The sequence below is a fragment of the Streptomyces sp. SirexAA-E genome (assembly GCF_000177195.2).
Classification (GTDB): domain Bacteria; phylum Actinomycetota; class Actinomycetes; order Streptomycetales; family Streptomycetaceae; genus Streptomyces; species Streptomyces flavovirens.
Genome location: NC_015953.1, coordinates 5,325,089 through 5,340,658 on the forward strand (window position 1 = coordinate 5,325,089; position 15,570 = coordinate 5,340,658).

17 protein-coding genes are annotated in these 15,570 nt (G+C 71.1%); 16 read left to right on the forward strand and 1 reads right to left on the reverse strand.

Annotation, left to right across the window (positions count from 1 at the left end; genetic code table 11):
* Positions 1 to 289 precede the first annotated feature (289 nt).
* The 4 genes from SACTE_RS23875 to ffh all read left to right on the forward strand — a co-directional run bounded on the left by SACTE_RS23875 (position 290) and on the right by ffh (position 6,135).
* Positions 290 to 1,642 (forward strand): ammonium transporter, encoded by a 1,353-nt coding sequence (locus SACTE_RS23875; RefSeq protein ID WP_014048582.1) that lies wholly within the window; start codon positions 290 to 292, stop codon positions 1,640 to 1,642.
* On the forward strand, positions 1,639 to 1,977 hold the full coding sequence (locus tag SACTE_RS23880) for a P-II family nitrogen regulator (protein ID WP_014048583.1): 339 nt from the start codon (positions 1,639 to 1,641) through the stop codon (positions 1,975 to 1,977). Before SACTE_RS23875 ends, SACTE_RS23880 begins: the two co-directional genes overlap by 4 nt.
* A gap of 39 nt (positions 1,978 to 2,016) precedes the next feature.
* Positions 2,017 to 4,467, forward strand: a complete 2,451-nt coding sequence (locus SACTE_RS23885) for a [protein-PII] uridylyltransferase (protein ID WP_014048584.1) — start codon at positions 2,017 to 2,019, stop codon at positions 4,465 to 4,467.
* 120 nt (positions 4,468 to 4,587) lie between these two features.
* Positions 4,588 to 6,135, forward strand: a complete 1,548-nt coding sequence (ffh, locus tag SACTE_RS23890; RefSeq protein ID WP_014048585.1) for a signal recognition particle protein — start codon at positions 4,588 to 4,590, stop codon at positions 6,133 to 6,135.
* Between the two features lie 49 nt (positions 6,136 to 6,184).
* Here the strand turns inward: ffh and SACTE_RS23895 are convergent, their stop codons facing one another.
* Positions 6,185 to 7,042 (reverse strand): methyltransferase domain-containing protein, encoded by an 858-nt coding sequence (locus SACTE_RS23895; protein WP_014048586.1) that lies wholly within the window; start codon positions 7,040 to 7,042, stop codon positions 6,185 to 6,187.
* A gap of 519 nt (positions 7,043 to 7,561) precedes the next feature.
* Between SACTE_RS23895 and SACTE_RS23900 the strand changes: the two genes are divergently transcribed.
* The 12 genes from SACTE_RS23900 to SACTE_RS23955 all read left to right on the forward strand — a co-directional run bounded on the left by SACTE_RS23900 (position 7,562) and on the right by SACTE_RS23955 (position 15,457).
* A complete protein-coding gene (locus tag SACTE_RS23900) occupies positions 7,562 to 8,155 on the forward strand; it encodes a hypothetical protein (protein ID WP_014048587.1) in 594 nt (197 codons plus the stop codon).
* A 157-nt stretch (positions 8,156 to 8,312) separates the two neighbouring features.
* Entirely contained in the window at positions 8,313 to 8,747 is a 435-nt protein-coding gene (gene rpsP / locus SACTE_RS23905; RefSeq protein WP_014048588.1) for a 30S ribosomal protein S16, read from the forward strand.
* A 2-nt stretch (positions 8,748 to 8,749) separates the two neighbouring features.
* Entirely contained in the window at positions 8,750 to 8,989 is a 240-nt protein-coding gene (locus tag SACTE_RS23910; protein WP_014048589.1) for an RNA-binding protein, read from the forward strand.
* Between the two features lie 91 nt (positions 8,990 to 9,080).
* Positions 9,081 to 9,704 carry a ribosome maturation factor RimM gene (gene rimM / locus SACTE_RS23915; RefSeq protein ID WP_014048590.1) on the forward strand — a complete coding sequence of 208 codons (624 nt, stop codon included), beginning with the start codon at positions 9,081 to 9,083 and terminating at the stop codon, positions 9,702 to 9,704.
* Positions 9,704 to 10,525, forward strand: a complete 822-nt coding sequence (gene trmD / locus SACTE_RS23920) for a tRNA (guanosine(37)-N1)-methyltransferase TrmD (protein ID WP_014048591.1) — start codon at positions 9,704 to 9,706, stop codon at positions 10,523 to 10,525. Before rimM ends, trmD begins: the two co-directional genes overlap by 1 nt.
* Positions 10,526 to 10,649: 124 nt before the next feature.
* Entirely contained in the window at positions 10,650 to 11,000 is a 351-nt protein-coding gene (gene rplS, locus SACTE_RS23925) for a 50S ribosomal protein L19 (RefSeq protein ID WP_014048592.1), read from the forward strand.
* A gap of 45 nt (positions 11,001 to 11,045) precedes the next feature.
* Positions 11,046 to 11,816 (forward strand): signal peptidase I, encoded by a 771-nt coding sequence (lepB, locus tag SACTE_RS23930; RefSeq protein WP_014048593.1) that lies wholly within the window; start codon positions 11,046 to 11,048, stop codon positions 11,814 to 11,816.
* Positions 11,809 to 12,879: a signal peptidase I gene (gene lepB / locus SACTE_RS23935; protein ID WP_014048594.1), complete on the forward strand. Its 1,071-nt coding sequence runs from the start codon at positions 11,809 to 11,811 to the stop codon at positions 12,877 to 12,879. The genes lepB (SACTE_RS23930) and lepB (SACTE_RS23935) overlap by 8 nt, the downstream gene beginning before the upstream one ends.
* On the forward strand, positions 12,785 to 13,786 hold the full coding sequence (gene lepB / locus SACTE_RS23940; RefSeq protein WP_014048595.1) for a signal peptidase I: 1,002 nt from the start codon (positions 12,785 to 12,787) through the stop codon (positions 13,784 to 13,786). Before lepB (SACTE_RS23935) ends, lepB (SACTE_RS23940) begins: the two co-directional genes overlap by 95 nt.
* A gap of 50 nt (positions 13,787 to 13,836) precedes the next feature.
* On the forward strand, positions 13,837 to 14,601 hold the full coding sequence (gene lepB, locus SACTE_RS23945) for a signal peptidase I (RefSeq protein WP_014048596.1): 765 nt from the start codon (positions 13,837 to 13,839) through the stop codon (positions 14,599 to 14,601).
* Positions 14,591 to 15,085, forward strand: coding sequence for an NUDIX hydrolase (locus SACTE_RS23950; RefSeq protein ID WP_014048597.1), 495 nt, complete (start codon positions 14,591 to 14,593; stop codon positions 15,083 to 15,085). Before lepB (SACTE_RS23945) ends, SACTE_RS23950 begins: the two co-directional genes overlap by 11 nt.
* A 63-nt stretch (positions 15,086 to 15,148) precedes the next feature.
* Positions 15,149 to 15,457 carry a DUF2469 domain-containing protein gene (locus SACTE_RS23955; protein WP_003965949.1) on the forward strand — a complete coding sequence of 103 codons (309 nt, stop codon included), beginning with the start codon at positions 15,149 to 15,151 and terminating at the stop codon, positions 15,455 to 15,457.
* The last annotated feature ends 113 nt before the right edge of the window (positions 15,458 to 15,570 follow it).

Here is a 15,570-nt window from a genome sequence, read left to right on the forward strand (position 1 = left end):
TCGCCAGGTCAGCGGACGGCCGCCGTGGCCGGTTCACGTCGCGTCGCGGATCCGGGCCGGTTCCGCGCACCGTATGCGGCGCCGCGGGCAGGGTAAGCACCACACCGGTCCAGACACTTCCGGTTCATTCCGGCGTAACACACCACGCTCCTTCGTCACTGCGGCGAAACACCGTGCGGCATTCGTGGAAACGGCGTTGCGCGAATCTCATGGCGCATAACCGGCCCGCACCTTTTCACCGTGGTCCCGCACCCCCGCACGTGGCCGCACCGACGACGAGGAGACGCCGATGCCCCCAGGCATCACGACGCTTGCCGCAGACGCCCCGCAGCTGTCTGCCGCCAACACAGGGTTCATGCTCATCTGCTCCGCGCTGGTGATGCTCATGACCCCGGGTCTGGCCTTCTTCTACGGAGGCATGGTCCGCGTCAAGAGCACTCTGAACATGCTGATGATGAGCTTCATCAGCCTCGGGATCGTCACGATCCTGTGGGTGCTCTACGGATTCGGCCTCGCCTTCGGCACGGACAACGGCTCCGTCATCGGCTGGAGCTCCGACTTCGCCGGCCTCAGCGGGATCGGTGTCACCGAGCTCTGGGACGGGACCACCATCCCGGTCTACGTCTTCGCCGTCTTCCAGCTGATGTTCGCCGTGCTCACCCCGGCCCTCATCAGCGGCGCCCTCGCCGACCGCGTCAAGTTCACCTCCTGGGCCCTGTTCATCACCCTCTGGGTCACCGTCGTCTACTTCCCGGTCGCGCACTGGGTCTGGGGCGCGGGCGGCTGGCTGTTCGAACTGGGGGTCATCGACTTCGCCGGCGGTACGGCCGTCCACATCAACGCCGGTGCCGCCGCCCTCGGCGTGATCCTCGTCATCGGCAAGCGGGTCGGCTTCAAGAAGGACCCGATGCGGCCGCACAGCCTGCCGCTCGTCATGCTCGGCGCCGCACTCCTGTGGTTCGGCTGGTTCGGCTTCAACGCCGGCTCGTGGCTGGGCAACGACGACGGTGTCGGCGCGGTCATGTTCCTCAACACCCAGGTCGCCACCGGTGCCGCGGTCCTCGGCTGGCTCGCCTACGAGAAGATCCGCCACGGCTCCTTCACCACCCTCGGTGCCGCCTCCGGCGCCGTCGCCGGCCTCGTCGCCATCACCCCCGCGGGCGGCTCCGTCAGCCCGCTCGGTGCCATCGCGGTCGGTGTCGTCGCCGGTGTCCTGTGCGCCATGGCCGTCGGCCTGAAGTACAGGTTCGGCTACGACGACTCCCTGGACGTCGTCGGCGTCCACCTCGTCGGCGGTGTCATCGGCTCCCTCCTCGTCGGCCTCTTCGCCACCGGCGGCGTCCAGTCCGACGCCAAGGGACTCTTCTACGGCGGCGGCCTCGACCAGCTCGGCAAGCAGGCCGTCGGCGTCTTCGCGGTCCTCGCGTACTCTCTGGTCGTCTCCGGCCTCCTCGCCCTGCTGCTCGACAGGACGATCGGGATGCGGGTGAGCGAGGACGACGAGATCTCCGGCATCGACCAGGTCGAGCACGCCGAGACGGCGTACGACTTCAGCGGCGCGGGCGGCGGCACGGCCCCCCGCACCACCACCCCGGCGCCCGGCGCCACGGCCGCCCCGACGAACAAGAAGGTGGACGCATGAAGCTCATCACCGCAGTCGTGAAGCCCCACCGGCTGGACGAGATCAAGGAGGCCCTCCAGGCCTTCGGCGTCCAGGGGCTCACGGTCACGGAGGCCAGCGGCTACGGGCGCCAGCGCGGCCACACCGAGGTCTACCGCGGTGCCGAGTACACCGTCGACCTCGTACCGAAGATCCGCATCGAGGTCCTCGTCGAGGACGAGGACGCGGAACAGCTCATCGACGTGGTCGTCAAGGCCGCGCGGACGGGCAAGATCGGGGACGGGAAGGTCTGGAGCGTCCCGGTCGAGACCGCGATCCGCGTACGGACCGGCGAACGCGGCCCCGACGCGCTCTGACCCGCAGACCCACCGAACGGCTCGACGGAAGGCAGCTGGGTGACACGTACCGAAGTGACCACCGGATCCGAGGACTCGGGACCCAGCGGCTACGCGGCGGCCCGGCTGCGCCTCCTCCAGCAGGAGGCGCGGTCCGGGCCGCCGCGCCGTGCCGCCCTCGCCCGGCTCACCGACGACTGGCTGACCGCGCTCTTCACCACCGCCGCCGCCGAGACCGGGATGCGCGGGGCCGCCCTCGTCGCCGTCGGCGGGTACGGCCGCGGCGAACTCTCCCCGCGCAGCGACCTGGATCTCCTGCTGCTGCACGACGGCAGCGCCGACGCCCCGGCCGTCGCCGCCCTCGCCGACCGCATCTGGTACCCGGCCTGGGATCTCGGGCTGGCCCTCGACCACTCCGTCCGCACCCCCGCCGAGGCCCGCAGGGCCGCCCGCGAGGACCTCAAGGTCCAGCTCGGACTCCTCGACGCACGTGCCGTCGTCGGCGACCTCGGCCTCGTCGCCGCACTGCGCACCGAGATCCTCGCCGACTGGCGCAACCAGGCCCACAAGCGCCTGCCGGCCCTCGACGAGCTCTGCCGGGAGCGCGGCGAACGCATGGGCGAGCTCCAGTTCCTCCTGGAGCCCGACCTCAAGGAGGCACGCGGCGGCCTCCGCGACGCCACCGCGCTGCGCGCCGTCGCCGCCTCCTGGGTCGCCGACGCCCCCCGCGAAGGGCTCGCCGAGGCCCGCCGCACCCTCCTCGACGCCCGCGACGCCCTCCACCTCACCACCGGCCGCTCCACCGACCGGCTCGCCCTCCAGGAACAGGACCAGGTCGCCGCCTCCCTCGGCCTCCTCGACGCCGACGCCCTGCTGCGCCAGGTCTACGAGGCCGCCCGCACCGTCTCCTACGCCACCGACGTCACCTGGCGCGAGGTCGAACGCGTCCTGCGGGCCCGCTCCGCGCGGCCCCGGCTGCGCTCCCTCCTCGGCGGCCCCAAGGCCGCCCCCGAACGCACCCCGCTCGCCGAAGGCGTCGTCGAGGCGGACGGCGAGGTCGTCCTCGCCCGCACCGCGCGCCCCGACAAGGACCCCGTCCTCACCCTGCGCGCCGCGGCGGCGGCCGCCGAGTCCGGGCTCCCCCTCTCCCGCCACCTCGTCCGTCACCTGCGCGACGCGGCCCAGCCGCTGCCGGTGCCCTGGCCCGCCGAGGCGCGGGAGGAGCTCGTCACCCTGCTCGGCGCCGGCGAATCCACCGTCGCCGTCTGGGAGGCGCTCGAAGCCGAAGGCATCGTCACCCGGCTGCTGCCCGACTGGGAGCGGGTCCACTGCCGCCCCCAGCGCAACCCCGTGCACACCTGGACCGTCGACCGCCACCTCGTCGAGACGGCCGTCCGCGCCTCCTTCCTCACCCGCCGCGTCGGCCGCCCCGACCTGTTGCTGGTCGCCGCCCTGCTCCACGACATCGGCAAGGGCTGGCCCGGCGACCACTCGGTGGCGGGCGAGGTGATCGCCCGCGACATGGCCGCCCGGATCGGCTTCGACAAGCAGGACACGGGCGTCGTCGCGACCCTCGTACGCCACCACCTGCTGCTCGTCGAGACCGCCACCCGGCGCGATCTGGACGACCCGGCGACCGTGCGCGCGGTCGCCGACGCGGTGGGCAGCGCCTCCACCCTGGAACTGCTGCACGCGCTCACCGAGGCCGACGCGCTGGCCACCGGGCCCGCCGCCTGGAGCTCCTGGCGTGCCCTGCTCGTCACCGACCTCGTCAAGCGCGTCGCCGCCCTGCTGGCGGGCGAGGAGCCGACCGAACCGGAACCGCTCGCGCCCAGCGCGGAACAGGAACGGCTGGCCGTCGAGGCGCTGCGTACCGGCGAGCCCGTCCTCGCCCTGCACACCGAACAGGAACCCGCCCCGCAGGACGGCGAACCCGGCCCCGTGGGCGTCGAGCTCCACATCGCCCTGCCCGACCGGCCCGGCGTCCTGCCCGCCGCGGCCGGGGTCCTCGCCCTGCACCGGCTCACCGTCCGCTCCGCCGACCTGCGCGCCGTCGAACTCCCCACCGAGCTCGGCGAATCGGCCGGTCTGCTCGTCCTGAGCTGGCGGGTCGCCGCCGAGTACGGCTCCCTCCCGCAGGCCGCCCGGCTCCGCGCCGACCTCGTACGCACCCTGGACGGCTCGCTCGACATCCGTGCCCGCCTCGCCGAACGCGAGGCCGCCTACCCGCGGCGGCGCGGGGTGAAGGCCCCGCCGCCCCGGGTGACCGTCGCACCGGCGGGCTCCCGCCTGGCCACGGTGATCGAGGTGCGTGCCCAGGACGCCCCGGGGCTGCTGCACCGGATCGGCCGGGCCCTGGAACAGAGCGCCGTGCGGGTGCGCAGCGCGCACGTATCGACGCTGGGGGCGAACGCCGTCGACGCCTTCTACGTCACGGATCCGGACGGCGAACCGCTGGTGCCCGAGCGGGCGGCGCAGGTCGCGGGGGAGGTCGAGAAGGCACTGGGCTGACGCCTTACGGCCCCGTGTCCGTCACGAGAAACGGGCGCGGGCTCCGCCGTCTCCGGGGTCCGGATACCCTGGAGGGCGACTGACCAGCCCCGCCCCCGACCCTGAGGACCGACGAGCGCCGTGTTCGATACTCTCTCCGACCGCCTTAGCGCGACCTTCAAGAACCTCCGGGGCAAGGGCCGCTTGTCCGAGGCGGACATCGACGCCACGGCTCGCGAGATCCGTATCGCCCTGCTCGAGGCGGATGTCGCCCTCCCCGTCGTCCGCGCGTTCATCGCCAACGTCAAGGAGCGCGCCCGGGGCGTCGAGGTCTCCCAGGCGCTGAACCCCGCCCAGCAGGTCGTCAAGATCGTCAACGAGGAGCTCGTAGGCATCCTCGGAGGCGAGACCCGTCGGCTCCGGTTCGCCAAGAACCCGCCGACCGTGATCATGCTCGCGGGTCTCCAGGGCGCCGGCAAGACCACCCTCGCGGGCAAGCTCGGCCTCTGGCTCAAGGGTCAGGGGCACTCCCCGCTGCTGGTCGCCTGTGACCTCCAGCGCCCCAACGCCGTCAACCAGCTGAGCGTGGTCGCCGACCGCGCGGGCGTCGCGGTGTACGCGCCGGAGCCGGGCAACGGCGTGGGCGACCCCGTCAAGGTGGCCCAGGACTCCATCGAGTACGCCAAGGCCAAGGTCCACGACATCGTCATCGTCGACACCGCCGGCCGCCTCGGCATCGACGAGGAGCTGATGCGGCAGGCCGCGGACATCCGCGACGCCGTCAGCCCCGACGAGATCCTCTTCGTCGTCGACGCGATGATCGGTCAGGACGCGGTCAACACCGCCGAGGCCTTCCGCGACGGCGTCGGCTTCGACGGTGTGGTGCTCTCCAAGCTCGACGGTGACGCACGCGGTGGTGCCGCCCTGTCGATCGCCCATGTCACGGGCAAGCAGATCATGTTCGCGTCGAACGGTGAGAAGCTCGAGGACTTCGACGCCTTCCACCCCGACCGCATGGCCTCCCGCATCCTCGACATGGGTGACCTGCTCACCCTGATCGAGCAGGCGGAGAAGACGTTCAGCCAGGAAGAGGCCGCCAAGATGGCCTCCAAGCTGGCGTCGAGCAAGGGCAAGGACTTCACGCTCGACGACTTCCTGGCGCAGATGGAGCAGGTCAGGAAGATGGGCTCCATCTCCAAGCTGCTCGGGATGCTGCCCGGCATGGGGCAGATCAAGGAACAGATCAACAACATCGACGAGCGCGACGTCGACCGCATGGCCGCGATCATCAAGTCGATGACCCCGAAGGAGCGCGCCGAGCCGACGGTCATCAACGGCTCCCGCCGGGCCCGTATCGCCAAGGGTGCCGGTGTCGAGGTCTCCGCGGTGAAGGGCCTCGTGGAGCGGTTCTTCGACGCCCGCAAGATGATGTCGAAGATGGCCCAGGGCGGCGGCATGCCCGGGATGCCGGGCATGCCGGGCATGGGCGGCGGCCCCGGCCGCCAGAAGAAGCAGGTCAAGCAGGCCAAGGGCAAGCGCAAGAGCGGCAACCCGATGAAGCGCAAGGCCGAGGAGCAGGCCGCGGCGGCCCGGCGCGAGCAGGCGGCGCAGGGCGGGGCGTTCGGCGTGCCGGCCCAGGACGACAAGAACTTCGAACTGCCGGACGAGTTCAAGAAGTTCATGGGCTGATCCCGGTTCGGTTCATGGAGAAGGGGCGTCCCGCTCGGCGGGGCGCCGGCTACGCCACGCACACCAGGTAGCGGAAGACGTTCGGCATCCAGACCGTGCCGTCGGGGCGCACATGCGGGTGCAGGGCCTCCGTGACCTCCTTCTCGACCTGGGAGCGGTCCGTCGCCCGTACCGCCGCGTCGAACAGCCCGGTCGAGAGCAGCCCGCGCACCGCGCTGTCCACGTCCGCGTAGCCGAAGGGACAGGACACCCGGCCCGAACCGTCCGGCTTCAGCCCGGCCCGAGCCGCGACCTCCTCCAGGTCGTCCCGCAGCGTGGGCCGCCAGCCGCCCGGACGCGAGGCGCGCGCCGACTCGGCGAGCCGGGCCGCCACCCGCAGCACCGGGGCGGTGGCACAGCGTTCCGGCGGTCCCCATCCGGTCAGGACCACGGTGGCGCCCCGAGCTGCCAACGGCACGGCCTCGGCGAGCGCGGGCGCGAGCCCCTCGGAGTCACCGGCCGCGCAGCCGATCGGACTGAAGGCGGTGAGCAGGTTGTACGGCGCCTCACCGGCCGCCGAGGGCAGGTCCTCCACGAGCCTCGCCCGCCGGGCCGGCTCCGCCCGGGCCTCGGACCCGTCCGCGCCCGGCCCGAGACGCTCCCGGGCCAGGGCGAGCCGCTCGCGGTCGGTGTCGACGCCGGTGACGGCCGCCCCGCGCGACGCCGCGATCAGCAGCGCGAGACCCGAGCCGCAGCCGAGCGAGAGCATCCGGGTCGGGGCCCCGACCTCCAGCCGGTCGAACACGGCCTCGTAGAGCGGTGCCAGCATGCGTTCCTGGATCTCGGCCCAGTCACGGGCACGGGTACCGGAGTCCACCGGAGCGGAAGAATCCGCGTACCTGTGGTGCCGGACGAGCGTAGGTGTCATGGAATGCGCCCCAATCCGCCGAGAGGTCGGTCGTGCCCGAGTGGACGGTCCCCCATGTGCAGGTCGGTGCCGGGTGCGCCCGGCCCCCGTATGTCAGGGAACTCCGCATCCGGCGCCCCGTCCAGAGGCCTGACGGGGCGGAATGCCGTGCTCGCGTGCTCCGGTCGTGCGCCCCCCGGCCCCGGACCGTCTCCGGGCCGCCGGGTACGGCACGCCTGCCGCTCGCTCTTGTCACAGTCTGACCCGACACACGCGGTGCAGCACGTCGAGCGCGGTGCGCCCGTCCCGCACCGGTCCGGGGCGCCGCCGGGCGGCGGGTAATCTCGCTGGTGGGTGCCCGTCTACAGGCCGGTGCGTACGAGAGGCTACGTACCGCCTTGGTGCGAGCTGTGTGACTTCTCCGCAGATCTGCGCACCCGGCATCGTCCGGACACATCAGCGGCAACTGACTGGTACGTGCAAATTATTTGGGATGCCCTGGAATAGGAACACCGGAGCACTCACGCTCGTTGTCACGACGTGAGCACGACACCACCTGTACTTGCCGCAGAGCTGGCGCAGGCGTGGGCCGACATTCAGCGGTACCACCCCGAGCTGCCCGACCTAGCCGCACCAGAGTCCCTGATCGGAGAGTCCTCGTCCGCCTGTGGCGCGGAACTCTCCTTCGAACGACTGCTCCACGAGGCAGTCCACGGAATCGCCGCCGCGAGAGGTGTCCGGGACACCTCCCGGGCCGGCCGCTACCACAACCGACGCTTCCTCGCGATCGCCGAGGAGCTGGGCCTCGACCATGTCGAGGAGCCCCACCCCAGCAGCGGATTCTCGTTGGTGACGCTGAATCCCGAGGCCAAACGCAGATATCGCCCCACGACGGAACGGCTGCAGCGCGCCCTCAAGGCGCACACCGTGGCCACGGCCGCCGACACCAAGCGCTCCTTCCGCGGTCCCGCGGCCCGGCACGGCTCCTCCGGCGGAGGCGTCCGTGTCAAGGCCGTCTGCGACTGCGGACGCAACGTCCGGGTCGTCCCGTCGGTCCTCGCCCAGGCGCCGATCGTCTGCGGCGGGTGCGGCAAGCCCTTCCGGATCCCGGAAGCGGCGGTCGCGGTCGGGTGACCCGATGTGGTGTGGCACAATGGCTAGCTGTACTCGACAGCCGCACAGGACCCCTCTCTCCTCCGGCTGACGCGTCCGTCGGGCACCCGAGTACCGCAACCCCACGTGGCATCTTCGTTGTGCCCAACCACGTCAGAGACCAGGAGACACCACTTCCGTGGCAGTCAAGATCAAGCTGAAGCGTCTGGGCAAGATCCGTTCGCCTCACTACCGCATCGTCGTCGCCGACTCCCGTACCCGCCGTGACGGCCGGGCCATCGAGGAGATCGGCCTGTACCACCCGGTGCAGAACCCGTCCCGCATCGAGGTCAACTCGGAGCGCGCGCAGTACTGGCTGTCCGTCGGCGCCCAGCCGACCGAGCCGGTTCTCGCGATCCTGAAGCTCACCGGTGACTGGCAGGCCCACAAGGGCCTTCCGGCCCCCGCGCCGCTGCTGCAGCCGGAGCCCAAGGCTGACAAGCGTGCCCTCTTCGAGTCCCTGAGCGCGGACGGCGACGAGGCCAAGGGTGAGGCCATCACCCAGAAGGCCAAGAAGTCGGACAAGAAGGCGGACGAGGCTGACGCCGCGTCCACCGAGTCGACCGAGGCCTGAGCATGCTCGAGGAGGCTCTTGAGCACCTCGTGAAGGGCATCGTCGACAACCCCGACGATGTGCAGGTCGCCTCGCGTGACCTGCGCCGTGGACGTGTGCTCGAGGTCCGGGTCCACCCCGAAGACCTCGGCAAGGTGATCGGCCGCAACGGCCGCACCGCGCGCGCCCTGCGTACCGTCGTGGGTGCCATCGGCGGACGTGGTATCCGTGTCGACCTCGTCGATGTGGACCAGGTTCGCTGAAAGAGTTGAACACCGGCCGGGGCCGGGGAGGGCTTTCGAGCCGTCCCCGGCCTTTGTCGTCCCTACGTACACCATCACCGGGAGAAACAGCGTGCAGTTGGTAGTGGCGCGGATCGGCCGCGCCCACGGCATCAAGGGTGAGGTCACCGTCGAGGTGCGCACCGACGAGCCCGAACTCCGGCTCGGACCGGGGGCCGTCCTGGCCACGGACCCGGCGGAGAAGGGCCCCCTGACGATCGAGTCGGGCCGGGTGCACAGCGGCAGGCTCCTGCTGCGCTTCGAGAACGTCCGCGACCGTACGGGCGCCGAGGCGCTCCGCAACATCCTCCTGATCGCCGAGGTGGACCCGGCGCAACTGCCGGAGGACGAGGAAGAGTTCTACGACCACCAGCTCATCGACCTGGACGTGGTCCTGGCCGACGGCACCGAGATCGGCCGGATCACCGAGATCAGCCACCTGCCGTCGCAGGACCTGTTCATCGTGGAGCGCCCGGACGGCAGCGAGGTGATGATCCCGTTCGTCGAGGAGATCGTCACCGAGATCGACCTGGAGGAGCAGCGGGCCGTGATCACCCCGCCGCCCGGCCTGATCGACGAGAGCGAGGCCGTCGTCGCCTCCGCGCGGGACGCCGAGCACGCCGAGGGGCAGGACGCCGGGCAGGCCGAGGAACAGGGCGCGGAACCGGCCGACGGGCAGCGGAAGGGCGACGCGTGATGCGGCTCGACGTCGTCACGATCTTTCCCGAGTACCTGGAACCGCTGAACGTCTCGCTCGTCGGCAAGGCCCGCTCCCGGGGCCGGCTCGACGTCCACGTCCACGACCTGCGCGACTGGACGTACGACCGTCACAACACGGTGGACGACACCCCCTACGGCGGGGGCCCCGGCATGGTCATGAAGACCGAGCCGTGGGGCGACGCCCTGGACGAGGTGCTGGCCGACGGCTACGAGGCCGGCGCGCACACGCCCGCCCTGGTGGTGCCGACACCCAGCGGCAGGCCCTTCACCCAGGAGCTGGCCGTCGAACTCTCCGAGCGGCCCTGGCTGATCTTCGCCCCCGCCCGGTACGAGGGCATCGACCGCCGGGTGACCGAGGAGTACGCGACCCGGCTGCCCGTCGTGGAGGTCTCCATCGGGGACTACGTCCTGGCCGGCGGGGAGGCCGCCGTCCTGGTCGTCACGGAGGCGGTGGCGCGGCTGCTGCCCGGCGTGCTGGGCAACGCCGAATCCCACCGGGACGACTCCTTCGCCCCCGGAGCGATGGCCGATCTGCTCGAAGGTCCCGTGTACACCAAGCCCCCCGAGTGGCGCGGACGCGGTATCCCGGACGTGCTGCTCAGCGGCCACCACGGGAAGATCGCGCGCTGGCGGCGTGACGAGGCGTTCCGCCGTACCGCCCTCAACCGGCCCGATCTCATCGAGCGGTGCGAGGCGTCCGGCTTCGACAAGAAGGACCGCGAGATCCTCTCGATCCTCGGCTGGTCCCCGGAGCCCGGCGGGCGATTTTGGCGCAGGCCCGAGGCCGTGGAAGAATAGGCCAGCCGTACGTCCGGCGTGCGCCCCTGCCACAGGGGGAACGACGCCCGCCCGACGCGAACGGCATCCGAACTTCACTCTCTCCCGTCGATGACCTGTGGCATCGGCGAAGAAAGCAGACAACATGGCTTCCCTGCTCGATGGCGTCAACGCCGCCTCGCTCCGTACCGACCTCCCGGCCTTCCGCCCGGGTGACACGGTCAACGTCCACGTGCGCGTGATCGAGGGCAACCGCTCCCGTATCCAGCAGTTCAAGGGCATCGTCATCCGCCGCCAGGGCTCGGGCGTCAGCGAGACCTTCACGGTCCGCAAGGTCTCCTTCAGCGTCGGCGTCGAGCGCACCTTCCCGGTGCACAGCCCGATCTTCGAGAAGATCGAGCTCGTCACCCGCGGTGACGTCCGTCGCGCCAAGCTGTACTTCCTCCGTGAGCTGCGCGGCAAGGCCGCGAAGATCAAGGAGAAGCGCGACCGCTGATTCACCTCCGGCGTCCACAGCGCGGACCGATAGGATTCGGCCCCGATGGACACCGAAGCACAGCACACGGAGCGCGATCGCTCCTCCGACCCGGCCGCCGGGACGGAGGAGGGGTCGCGCTTCACGCATGTCCGGGACCCGGAGGCGGAGCGGACCTCCTGGAGGCGCGTCGCCTTCCTGGGCACACTCTGCACGGCCGCGCTGCTGCTCTTCAGCACCTTCGTGCTGCAGCCCTTCCTCATCCCCAGCGGCTCGATGGAGCCCACACTGCGGGTGGGGGACCGGGTGCTGGTCAACAAACTGGCGTACCGTTTCGGCTCCGAACCGCTCCGCGGCGACGTGGTGGTCTTCGACGGGACCGGCTCCTTCGTGCAGGAGACGCCCGGCCAGAACCCCGTCGCCGCGGTGTTGCGCGGGGTGGCCTCGTCCCTGGGACTGGCCGAGCCCGAGGAGACCGACTTCGTGAAGCGGGTGGTGGGTGTGGGGGGCGACCACGTGGTCTGCTGCGACAAGCGCGGCCGGATCGAGGTCGACGGCGACCCGGTCGACGAGGAGTACCTGCATCCGGGCGACCGGCCCTCCCAGGTGGCGTTCGACATCGTGGTGCCCGACGGCCACCTGTGGATGATGGGCGACCACCGCTCCCGCTCGCGTGACTCCCGTGACCACCTCGGGCAGCCCGGCGGTGGAATGGTGCCCGTCGACCGGGTCGTGGGGCGGGTCGACTGGTTCGGCTGGCCGCTCGGCAGGATCGGGGCGCTGGAGGGAACCGACGCCTTCACCGGCATACGGCCGGCGGGCGCGGACCGTGGGTAGGCGGGGACGCGGACGCGGAGAACCGGACGCCTCCTCACCGGGGGCCACGGGCGCCGGGCCCGCCGGGCCCCGCTCGTTGCCCACCCGGGCCGAGCGCCGCAAGCTGGCCCGCAAGGTGAAGCGCCGCAGACGCGGGTCAGCGATCAAGGAGATACCCCTCCTCGTCCTGGTGGCGCTGCTGATCGCACTGGTGCTCAAGACGTTCCTGGTCCAGGCCTTCGTGATCCCGTCCGGATCGATGGAGCAGACGATCAAGATCGGCGACCGGGTGCTGGTGGACAAGCTGACACCGTGGTTCGGGACCACACCCGAGCGCGGGGACGTCGTGGTCTTCGAGGACCCGGGTGGCTGGCTGCCCCGGGAGGAGACCGTGGCCGACGAGTCACCCGTCGGTGTGAAGCAGGTCAAGGAACTGCTGACCTTCATCGGGCTGCTGCCCTCGCAGGACGAGCAGGACCTGATCAAGCGGGTGGTCGGTGTCGGGGGCGACACGGTCAAGTGCTGCGGGACGGACGGCAAGGTCACCGTCAACGGCGTACCGCTGGACGAGCCCTATCTGCATCCGGACAGTGAGCCGTCCACGGTCCAATTCGAGGTAAAGGTTCCGCCGGGCCGCCTGTTCGTGATGGGCGACCACCGCTCCAATTCCGCCGACTCACGGTTCCACCTCGACGAGGCGCACCAAGGCACGGTCTCCGAGGAACAGGTCGTCGGACGTGCGGTGGTGATCGCCTGGCCCTTCGCCCACTGGCGCAGGCTGGAGGAGCCGGCGACGTACGCGACCGTGGCCGGCGGGCGTGCCGGGGCGGCGGCGGGGGGCGGCCCGTCGAATAGTGTGGTCTCCCAGGATCCATACGGAATGGTCCTGCTCCCGATCCCTGCGGAACTCCCGCTCGTTATGGGAGTGGTGGGCCTGCGCCGAATCGGGCGCGGGCGGTGGCACGGAGTGAGGAGTGGATGTGGGGGATTTGGCGGTCGGCGCACGATCCGGACACGACGGACCCGAGGACCGGCCCTCGAACGGCGGCCTTCCGGCGGACGCGGCGGGCCGGGCGGAGAGTGACGGCCGGACCCGGGGCCACGGACCCGGGGACTCCGGTCCCCGGGGCTTCGAGTCCGCGGGCTCGAAGCCGCCGGGTTCGCAGCCCCCGGGCGGAGACTCCGCGGACGACGGTTCCCCAGGCGAGGACGGCAGCACGGCACAGAGGAAGCAGCGCTCGTTCTGGAAGGAGCTGCCGCTGCTCATCGGCATCGCGCTCATCCTGGCGCTGCTGATCAAGACCTTCCTGGTGCAGGCGTTCTCCATCCCCTCGGACTCCATGCAGAACACCCTGCAACGGGGCGACCGGGTGCTGGTGGACAAGCTGACGCCCTGGTTCGGATCCGAGCCGGAGCGTGGCGAGGTCGTGGTCTTCCACGACCCGGGCGGCTGGCTCGAGGACGCGGCGACGCCCGAGCCGAACGCGGCGCAGAAGTTCCTGAGCTTCATCGGGCTGATGCCGTCCGCCGAGGAGAAGGACCTGATCAAGCGGGTCATCGCGGTCGGCGGCGACACCGTGGAGTGCAAGAAGAACGGGCCGGTGACGGTCAACGGCAAGGCCCTGGACGACAAGTCGTTCATCTTCGAGGGCAACAGCGCCTGCGACGACCAGCCCTTCGGGCCGATCCACGTGCCCGAGGGCCGTATCTGGGTCATGGGCGACCACCGTCAGAACTCGCTGGACTCCCGCTACCACCAGGAGCTTCCCGGCCAGGGCACGGTGTCCGTGGACGAGGTGGTCGGACGGGCCGTCCTGGTGGCCTGGCCGGTCAACCGCTGGGCGACCCTGCCGGTCCCGAAGACCTTCGACCAGCCCGGGCTTAACGCGGCCGCGGCGGCCGCCGTTCCGGGTGCACTCGGTGTGGCCGGCGCGCTGCCCCTCGTGTTCTGGCGTCGCAGGAGGCTGACCCGCGGGCGTACCGCCGGGTAGGGTGCCGACTCGGATCAGCGATTGTCGATCTCCGATGGGGGAGCGCTGGGATGAGCGGAACAGGACGTACGGATGACGGCCGCGGCCGGCTCGGCAGTGTGCTGTCGAACCTGGCCGTGGCCGTCGGCTGTGTGCTCTTCCTCGGCGGCTTCGCCTGGGCGGCAGTGGTGTACAAGCCGTACACGGTGCCGACCTCGTCGATGTCCCCGACGGTGAACGCCGGGGACCGGGTGCTCGCGGAGCGCGTGGGCGGCGACGACGTGAGGCGCGGCGACGTGGTCGTCTTCACCGACGAGGTGTGGGGTGCCGTACCGATGGTGAAGCGGGTCGTGGGAGTGGGCGGCGACACGATCGCCTGCTGTGACGCGGCGGGCCGCCTGACCGTCGACGGCAAGCCCATCGAAGAACCGTATCTGCGGGCGGACGGCAAGGCCCCGTCGAGCCGGAAGCCCGCCTCCGGCCAGGAGTTCACCGCGAAGGTGCCCGAGGGCAAGCTCTTCCTCCTGGGCGACGAGCGCACCGGCTCGCTGGACTCACGGGTCCACCTTCAGGACGCGGACCAGGGAGCGGTACCGCGTAGTGCCGTCCAGGCCCGGGTGGACGCGGTGGCGTGGCCGCTGAACGGCATGATCGACCGGCCGGAGGCCTTCGCCGCCCTGCCCGGCGGGGTGTCCGCCGCGGGGCCGCTGCGCCTCCAGGCCGGCGCGGTGGTGGCGGGCGTCCTGCTCATCCTGGGCGGTGCCGCCTACGGACCACTCGCCGCCCGCTCCGGACGCCGGAGGAAGCGGCCGGGGGTGTCCACCGGTGGCCGCTGAGACGCGCAAGGTCGCCCGGGTCGTCCTCCTCGACCCCGCGGACAGGATTCTGCTGCTGCACGGCTTCGAGCCGGACGAGCCGTCGACGCGCTGGTGGTTCACCCCGGGCGGCGGCCTGGAGGGTGAGGAGAGCCGGGAGGAGGCCGCGCTGCGGGAGCTCACCGAGGAGACCGGGATCAGGGACGTGGCCCTCGGGCCGCTGCTGTGGACCCGGAACTGCTCCTTCCCGTTCGACGGGCGGCGCTGGGAGCAGGACGAGTGGTACTACCTGGCGCGGACCGGGCGAGCGGTCACGGTCACCGACCGGAGCGGGTTCACCGAGCTGGAACGGCGCAGTGTCGCCGGCCTGAGGTGGTGGACCTCCGCCGAACTCCTGGCGACGCGTGAGACGGTGTACCCGACCAGACTCGCCGGACTGCTGCGCACGCTGCTCGACGAGGGACCACCACGCGATCCGCTGGTTCTCGCCCCCGAAATCGCCTAATCCACCGGGGGCGGTCGCGGCTGACGCACAATGGTGGGACGCACGGCTGAAGGGGAACATGCCATGAGCGCCGAGGACCTCGAGAAGTACGAGACCGAGATGGAGCTGAAGCTCTACCGGGAGTACCGCGACGTCGTCGGTCTGTTCAAATACGTGATCGAGACCGAGCGTCGGTTCTACCTCACCAACGACTACGAGATGCAGGTGCACTCCGTCCAGGGCGAGGTCTTCTTCGAGGTCTCCATGGCCGACGCCTGGGTCTGGGACATGTACCGGCCCGCCAGGTTCGTCAAGCAGGTGCGTGTGCTCACGTTCAAGGACGTGAACATCGAGGAGCTCAACAAGAGCGACCTGGAGCTTCCGGGCGGCTGACGGGGCTGCGGGCCCCGGCCCGGCTCGTCCCCTGTGAGGCGCTTGTTCTGCGGCCCCCGAAGTGCTCGTTTCCGGCTCCCGGAGTCCCTTTCGTCGGCTTTCTCCGGCTTGCT